5 protein-coding genes and 1 pseudogene are annotated in these 7,826 nt (G+C 49.0%); 3 read left to right on the plus strand and 3 right to left on the minus strand.

The window, feature by feature from the left end; translation table 11 throughout:
• Positions 1-77: 77 nt before the first annotated feature.
• The gene (ssb, locus tag MJ768_RS13560; RefSeq protein ID WP_239292470.1) at positions 78-536 is read right to left on the minus strand and encodes a single-stranded DNA-binding protein; all 459 of its coding nucleotides are present in this window, start codon (positions 534-536) and stop codon (positions 78-80) included.
• 1 nt (position 537) lies between these two features.
• Complete coding sequence (locus MJ768_RS13565) at positions 538-1,896, minus strand: MFS transporter (protein ID WP_239292478.1); 1,359 nt, start codon at positions 1,894-1,896, stop codon at positions 538-540.
• Positions 1,897-1,984: 88 nt separating this feature from the next.
• On the opposite strand from MJ768_RS13565, the gene uvrA reads away from it, so the two are divergent.
• The 3 genes from uvrA (at position 1,985) to MJ768_RS13580 (ending at position 7,640) form a co-directional block, all read left to right on the plus strand.
• Positions 1,985-4,810, plus strand: coding sequence for an excinuclease ABC subunit UvrA (uvrA, locus tag MJ768_RS13570; RefSeq protein WP_239292472.1), 2,826 nt, complete (start codon positions 1,985-1,987; stop codon positions 4,808-4,810).
• Positions 4,811-5,155: 345 nt separating this feature from the next.
• Positions 5,156-6,106 (plus strand): hypothetical protein, encoded by a 951-nt coding sequence (locus MJ768_RS13575; protein WP_239292474.1) that lies wholly within the window; start codon positions 5,156-5,158, stop codon positions 6,104-6,106.
• 1,129 nt (positions 6,107-7,235) lie between these two features.
• Positions 7,236-7,640: a hypothetical protein gene (locus MJ768_RS13580; protein ID WP_239292476.1), complete on the plus strand. Its 405-nt coding sequence runs from the start codon at positions 7,236-7,238 to the stop codon at positions 7,638-7,640.
• Positions 7,641-7,687: 47 nt separating this feature from the next.
• Here the strand turns inward: MJ768_RS13580 and MJ768_RS15520 are convergent.
• Positions 7,688-7,826 (minus strand): annotated as a pseudogene (locus MJ768_RS15520) (IS30 family transposase); the annotation flags it as partial.

Here is a 7,826-nt window from a genome sequence, read left to right on the forward strand (position 1 = left end):
ATATCATGGTGGCGAAGTTCAGTGAGGTGCGGTGGAATAAATCAGTGTTTCCTTAACAGATTTTAGTTTGGTAGTAATTAAAACGGTATGTCGTCATCGAAGTTATCGAAACCGCCGCTCTTGACTGGTGCTGGTTTATTGGTAGCAGGCGCTCCAGTTGACGATGATGCAGGTGGCTTATCCGCCATGTCAAAATTACCGCTGCCGGATTTACTGGACAGCATCTGCATCTCGCCGACAATGATATCGGTGGTATAGCGATCCTTGCCTTCTTTGTCCTGCCATTTGCGCGTGGCAAGCTTGCCCTCAACGTAAATCATCGAGCCTTTCTTCAGAAATTCTCCGGCAATTTCTGCCAGGCGACGGTAGAAGGTCAGGTTATGCCATTCTGTTTTTTCCTGTTTCTCGCCGCTTTTGTCCTTCCAGTTTTCTGAGGTAGCCAACGTGGCATTGGTTACTGCTTCGCCATTGGGCATGTAACGCGTTTCCGGATCTTTGCCCAGCCGTCCTACTAAAATTACTTTGTTTACCGACATGTCATTCCCCTTTCACTAAATTTTCTACCGCGGCTTCGTCAAAGCCACTCATATCTACTTTAAGACACGCCATACATTCGGCTGGCACCACCATTACTTCGCGCACCCCATTTAATTGCGCCAAGCGTTGTTGCAAAACAGCGCCCGCGCGCCCATCCATTTCAGGCAATGGGTACATTTTGGTACGCACCGCTGCAGGTGGCTGCATGGTGCTGGCAACTAACAACCACAGCAATAACAAACCTACCGCAAATGCAAACACAGCATTGCCGCCAAAATATTGCATCAGAAAACCGCCCGCCATCGCACCAAAGAATGCGCCGAGAAATTGCACGCTGCTATATACGCCCATCGCCGTTCCCTTGGCCGCCAGCGGGGCAATCTTACTAATCATTGAAGGCAATGTCGCCTCCAATACGTTAAATGCGGTGAAGAACAGCAACAGCGACAGCATCACACCCCATACACTGCTCTGCATCAGCATTAATGATAATTGCCCCAGCGCTGCCAGTGCAATCGCGCCCATAAACACTTGCTTCATCTTTGCTTTTTTCTCGGCGACAATGATGGGCGGCACCATCAACATAAGGGCTAGCAACATAACTGGCAGATATACTTGCCAATGTTGAGCAACCTCCAGCCCATTATTTTTCAGCACGAATGGCACTTGCATGAATACCGACATTAGAATCGCATGCAAGGAAAAAATACCGAAATCGAGTCGCAGCAAATCCTTGTTACGCAGCACGTCGCCGAATCGCTTGCTGCTCGCCCCGGAACCAGAATGGAAGCGCGTGATGGCCGGATTTGGAATTACAAAGGCCACAAACAGCATGGCCAGAAGCGCCAATACGCCGGTTAGCGCAAAAATTCCGGGCACGTCTATCGCTTGATATAACATCGGTGCCAGCACCAGTGATATCGCAAATGTGATACCAATGGTAATGCCTATCATCGCCATCGCCTTGGTGCGGACTTCCTCGCGCGTGAGGTCGGCGGTTAGCGCCATCACCGCAGCATTGATTGCTCCCGCGCCCTGGATCGCGCGCCCGGCGATGACCCAATAGATGTTGTCCGCCGAAGCTGCGATGAAACTGCCGATAGCGAATAGCAGCAGCCCAGCATAGATCACCGGTTTGCGCCCGTAATGGTCGGACATCCAGCCAGCTGGGATTTGCAATACAGCCTGGGTCAAGCCGTAAGCACCGAGGGCAATGCCAATCAGGATATGACTTTCACCGCCGGGCAGTCGTTCGGCAGCATACAGCGCAAATACCGGCAGAATGATGAACAGCCCCAGCATGCGCAAGCCGTAAATACCGGCTAAGCCCATGCTGGAGCGGCGCTCAAGTGGCGTCATTGAATCAGGTGTGTATTCCATATTGAAGTATTGAAAGCGCAAAAAATCGCGTATATTAGCAGGTTTAGCGCAACCTACGGTAACCGGCATGGACAGTATCAAAATACGTGGCGCACGCACGCACAACCTGAAAAACATCAGCCTCGATTTGCCGCGCAATCAACTTGTGGTCATCACCGGATTGTCGGGTTCCGGCAAGTCTTCCCTCGCATTTGACACTTTATATGCCGAGGGGCAACGACGCTATGTCGAATCGCTTTCCGCTTACGCGCGCCAGTTTTTGCAACTAATGGCAAAGCCGGATGTGGATTTGATCGAGGGCTTGTCCCCTGCCATTGCCATTGAACAAAAAGCCACTTCGCATAACCCCCGTTCTACTGTCGGCACGGTGACGGAAATTCACGACTACCTGCGTCTGCTGTTTGCGCGTGCGGGTGACCCCTATTGCCCGCAGCATGATCTGGTGTTACAGGCCCAAAGCGTTGGGCAGATGGTGGACCATGTGCTGCAACTGCCGCAAGACACACGCATCATGATTCTTTCTCCATTGGTCATTGAGCGCAAAGGCGAACAAGTCGATTTGTTTAATGAGTTGCGTGCACAAGGTTTTATGCGGTTGCGCGTAAACGGCACCGTGTATGAGATAGACAAGCTGCCCACGCTGGCAAAGAACAAGAAACACACTGTTGAGATTGTGGTGGATCGCCTAAAAGCCGGCGCAGACAACCAGCAGCGCCTGGCGGAATCATTCGAGACCGCATTGCGCCATGCCGAGGGGCGCGCATTGGCAGTGGAAATGGACAGCGGCAAAGAACATATATTCTCCGCCAAGTTTGCCTGCCCAATCTGCAATTATTCGTTGCCAGAACTGGAACCGCGCTTGTTCTCGTTCAACAACCCGATGGGCGCCTGCCCGAAATGCGATGGGTTGGGCAGCATCAGTTTCTTTGATCCAAAACGGATTGTGGCTTTCCCACAATTGTCGTTAAGTTCTGGGGCAATCAAAGGCTGGGATCGACGCAACCAGTTTTATTACCAGATGCTGGACAGCTTGGCCAAGTATTACGATTTCGATCTGGAACGTCCGTTCGAAAGCCTGCCGGAAAAAATTCAGCAGATTATTTTGTACGGCAGCGGCAAGGAAGAAATCCCATTCAGCTATCTCAACGAGCGCGGCAAACCCACGCTACGCGAACATGCATTCGAAGGCATCATCAATAATCTGGAGCGGCGTTACAAGGAAACCACGTCACCTACCGTGCGCGAGGAACTGGCGAAACATCTCAACACCTGCATCTGCCCTGAATGCAAGGGTACGCGCCTGCGCCTGGAAGCCCGCAATGTGCGCATCGCAGACCATGCCATTTATGAGCTTAGTGCATTACCCTTGAAGCAGGCGCTCACTTTCTTCCAACAGGTGAAGCTACCAGGTCACAAGCAGGCCATCGCGGAAAGAATCGTGCATGAAATCGCCAGCCGCCTGATCTTTCTCAACAACGTCGGCCTGGAATATCTGTCGTTAGATCGTTCGGCAGAGACCTTGTCCGGTGGCGAATCACAGCGCATCCGCCTAGCCTCGCAAATTGGCTCCGGCCTGACTGGTGTGATGTATGTATTAGACGAACCTTCCATTGGCCTGCATCAGCGCGACAATGATCGTTTGCTGGGCACGCTGAAACGCCTGCGTGATATGGGCAACAGTGTAATCGTGGTGGAACATGACGCGGATGCCATCCATGCTGCCGACTACGTGGTGGACATGGGTCCCGGTGCGGGCGAGCATGGGGGTATGATCGTCGCGCAAGGCACGCCGCAAGAAGTGTGTGCCAACCAGCAATCGTTGACGGGCGATTATCTTTCCGGTCGGCGCAACATCGAAGCGCCAAAAGAATACCTCTCCCCCGATCCGGAACGCATGCTGCAGATTCAAGGCGCATGTGGCAATAACCTGAAACAAGTTACGCTTGATTTACCTGTTGGCCTGCTGGTGTGCGTAACAGGCGTGTCCGGTTCCGGAAAGTCCACCCTCATCAACGACACGCTGTATCACGCCGTCGCACAACACCTGTATGGAAGCAACGCCGAGCCCGCACCGTTCGTCAAAATCAACGGGCTGGAATTTTTTGACAAGGTCATTAACGTGGATCAGTCGCCCATCGGACGCACCCCACGTTCCAACCCCGCTACCTACACCGGCCTGTTCACTCCCATCCGCGAACTATTCGCCGGAGTGCCGCAATCGCGCGAGCGCGGCTATGGCCCGGGGCGATTCTCGTTCAACGTAAAAGGCGGACGTTGCGAATCCTGCCAGGGCGATGGCGTGATTAAAGTCGAAATGCATTTCCTGCCTGACCTCTATGTGCCATGCGACGTATGCCATAGCATGCGCTACAACCGCGAAACGCTAGAGGTACAATACAAGGGCCGGAACATCCACCAGATTTTGCAGATGACAGTTGAACATGCGCATGAGTTTTTCAAGCCGGTGCCAATCATCGCACGTAAATTACAAACCATGCTCGACGTGGGGCTCGGCTATATCACATTGGGGCAAAGCGCGACGACGCTATCCGGCGGCGAAGCGCAACGTATCAAATTATCGCTGGAACTTTCCAAGCGCGACACCGGACGTACTCTGTACATCTTGGACGAACCCACAACCGGCTTGCATTTCCATGATATCGCCCTGCTTCTGAAAGTCATTCAGAAATTGCGTGACCAAGGAAACACCGTGGTAGTAATCGAACATAACCTCGACGTAATAAAGACCGCCGACTGGATCATAGACCTCGGACCTGAGGGCGGCGAGGGGGGCGGGCATATCATCGCACAAGGCTCGCCCAAAGACATTGCTGCCAATCCGGAAAGCGTTACTGGCACTTACCTGAAGCAGGTATTGAAAATAATCAGGTAATTATGAAATTAGCACCATCAATCACCCGCCCGCCCGATTCACTCCTCAATTACGCCAAATCACACTCCGTCCACAGCACATTACATCCGCAAAATTACATGATCTCCGACATAGCCGGAGATCTATTGCTCAAGCCATCATAGCAGCGTATCGCGGCCACTTTTTAAACCCCAAAAAAAGGGAATATAAAGCCATTAAGTCATAGCGCAAAAGTATAAATATTTTTTGCAATTCTCACCAATATTATGTTACCCTGACCCAGCTGTTAGAAGTTTCTAAGAGCCCCCGCGGACGGTACGAGTGGGTTTATCTTTTTTTATTTATTTACTTAGAGGAGTAATAATTATGCGCAGAGTTAACTCACTGGCACTACTGCTTGCTATTAGTTCCCCGGCTGCCATGGCATATGACGGCCCACATGCTGAATTCAATTTTCTTCCTCCAGCAGGCTCGTTTGCACCCGATCCCCAAGCTGGCGATCTGCATCCTGGAGCGCAACTTGGCATACCAGGCAACTATCCTCCCGGTGGTGGTGAGGTAGCTCCTAAATACCAATATGAAACCCAAGGCCAATATAACATTGGGAAGCATCATTTGGATCAATGGCAGAAAGAAGAAGGCGGTTCTGGTCAAGCCAGTTATCATGGTAAACAGCCCACCAAATATACCCCAGACTTTAAAACCGCTGTACCCTATGTAGATGGCAAACCTCTGTACGATACTGACTTTAACGAATCATGGGCAGGAGACAGGGCGAACGGTACTGGAGGCTGTGTAGCTAGTGCAGCCCCGTATTGCGTAGCTCCGATTGAAACAGGTCTTGGTTATCATCCGGAAGAAACCAGTCCAAGCAAAACCTATACTAAACAATACTTCGTTAATGCTGACGGACCAAGGGGGCAAGGTACAAAGGTAACAATGAATGCAATCGTAGAAAATACTGATTCCAAAGCAGGTACAAAACCGGCAAAGATCAGACTTCAATATGCAATAGTACCCGGCGGAAATTTTGTTGATACCACTCGTCAACCTCAAAATGCCGGTTACTCAAAGTTGGCACCAGAAGGTACATACCGCTATCAATCGCCAACCATTGTATACAATGATGAGCACGGGCATCTTTTTATAGACGGCAAGCATTATTCCGGGATACATTTGTTAAACGGTAGCTATGGCTATACAATTGGTCTGGACCTGCTCGCAAAAGGAAAACATGACATCTGTATCAAGATAGTAGACGAGTTCCATGAAGTGATTGATATGGGAACGCAAGCTTGCGTTGCAGTTACAGTTTAAAAGCAATTTTTTTGCACTTGTAGAACTTGAACTATACCGTCCGTATAGTGTATGTTTTTGTGAAGAAATTCGGTACTGTCGCTGTAATGGGTAGTACCGAATTTGTTACAGGCGTGTTAGCTTAATTAATTGTTCTGGCAAGAAAGTTTCACCAAGTACATTTTAAGTAATAAAAAAGCCAGATTTATCTGGCTTTTTTATTACTTAAAATTATTCCAACTTCACTAGCCAATACATTTGGTAAAATGGGTATGTACATCACGCCCCCTAGTGAAGATTTGCCGTACGCAAGCGACGGATATAGTCGCGACAGCCACCCTCAGTACGGAACATTCATCCATTTCTTCGAACGAGCGCGGGTATTCATTTGCAGTTGGTATCAACTTCCACAAGGAGTGTCATGAAGATACCATTTTGGCTAAATATAAATCAACTTAGCAATAACAGCTTTTTTTCCGCCCAGCTATCCGATGAGAATTGCTTACTATTGATACATGCTTGCTTGTACTCATTACGTAACGATTATGTCTGTTTAGTTCGCCAGCCGCGTTGACATTTGTTTCGCCTTAAACACTCGTGAAATCACCGACGTGTCCACGCCGTTGAATCCGCCAAATGTAGAGAAAATAATATCATTTCATCTGAAATAAAAATGCAAGCCATCTCTTCAGCATGCCCGTTTAACGTGTTATATTGATAATTGCTGAGAGCAGCAAATAACACCCACGAATAGTACAAATGGCGTTTTATTTATTCATTTCAAGGAGAAAAACTATGCGCATACTTAATCTGTTAGTAATATCACTTTTTTTGGGATCTTACGTTCCAGTTGCACTCGCCGCTGATGCTTCTGTAACTATTTCCTCACCCCTTGATGGGGCAAAAATAAGTAGAAAATCGAAAATTGAAGTTTCCTACGAGGTCGTGCCTGGACAAAATGGCGATCACGTACATTTATACGTAGACGGCAAGGAAGCTGTGGTAATACGCAAATTAAAAGGTAGCCACACAGTAGAGTCGCTAGATCCGGGAAAACACGCCATATGCATCAAAATAGTTAACAAGGGCCATACTCCTATAGGAGTCCAAGCATGCACTAACATTAACGTAATATAACGACATGATTGCCATGGAAAACCTGAGCTACGCAATAGTGCAGGTGGTGCATAATTTCGGTGCCGTTGCTGTTGTGGGCGGCGCTGCATTTGCATTATATCCGGGAACAGCTGCTGCTCTGCATCGCAAGCTAGCATGGCTGGTCGGATTCGGATGGACAGCTCAAGCAATAAGTGGCATGGGCTTTGCTGCAGTCAGCTATCATTACTACGACAAACTTCCAGACATACATGGCATTGCTATGGCAGCGTTGCTTATTAAAATGGTATGTGCAATATTTGGTGTAAACATCGTCATAATTTACCTTCGTTATTCCGCTAATTTTTCCAAAGAGCGTCGGCATCTCGCATGGAAACTACTCGCAGCACTAGGCCTAACAGCACTGACCGCAGCAGCCTTTCTACGCTGGTTTTCATAATTTATTTAGATAAAATATTTTATGACTAATATTTTAATCAGGCGGATTCAAGTTCGAAGTGCAACAGCCAGTGGTTGCTTGGTGTAGCGTAATTCCACCCCGAAGAATACTTCATGCGGGGTTCTAAATCCGAGTACTTTTCGAGGTCGGTGGTTGATCCGCTCTACCGCCTCCTGCACTTGTTCC

The organism is Candidatus Nitrotoga sp. 1052 (assembly GCF_927312905.1).
GTDB lineage: Bacteria > Pseudomonadota > Gammaproteobacteria > Burkholderiales > Gallionellaceae > Nitrotoga.

Bases quoted from the DNA above. Each gene is read 5' to 3' on its own strand.
- MJ768_RS13575 (WP_239292474.1), top strand. From the start codon at position 5,156: ATGCGCAGAGTTAACTCACTGGCACTACTGCTTGCTATTAGTTCCCCG.
- MJ768_RS13565 (WP_239292478.1), bottom strand. From the start codon at position 1,896: ATGACGCCACTTGAGCGCCGCTCCAGCATGGGCTTAGCCGGTATTTAC.
- MJ768_RS13580 (WP_239292476.1), top strand. From the start codon at position 7,236: ATGGAAAACCTGAGCTACGCAATAGTGCAGGTGGTGCATAATTTCGGT.
- ssb (WP_239292470.1), bottom strand. From the start codon at position 536: ATGTCGGTAAACAAAGTAATTTTAGTAGGACGGCTGGGCAAAGATCCG.
- uvrA (WP_239292472.1), top strand. From the start codon at position 1,985: ATGGACAGTATCAAAATACGTGGCGCACGCACGCACAACCTGAAAAAC.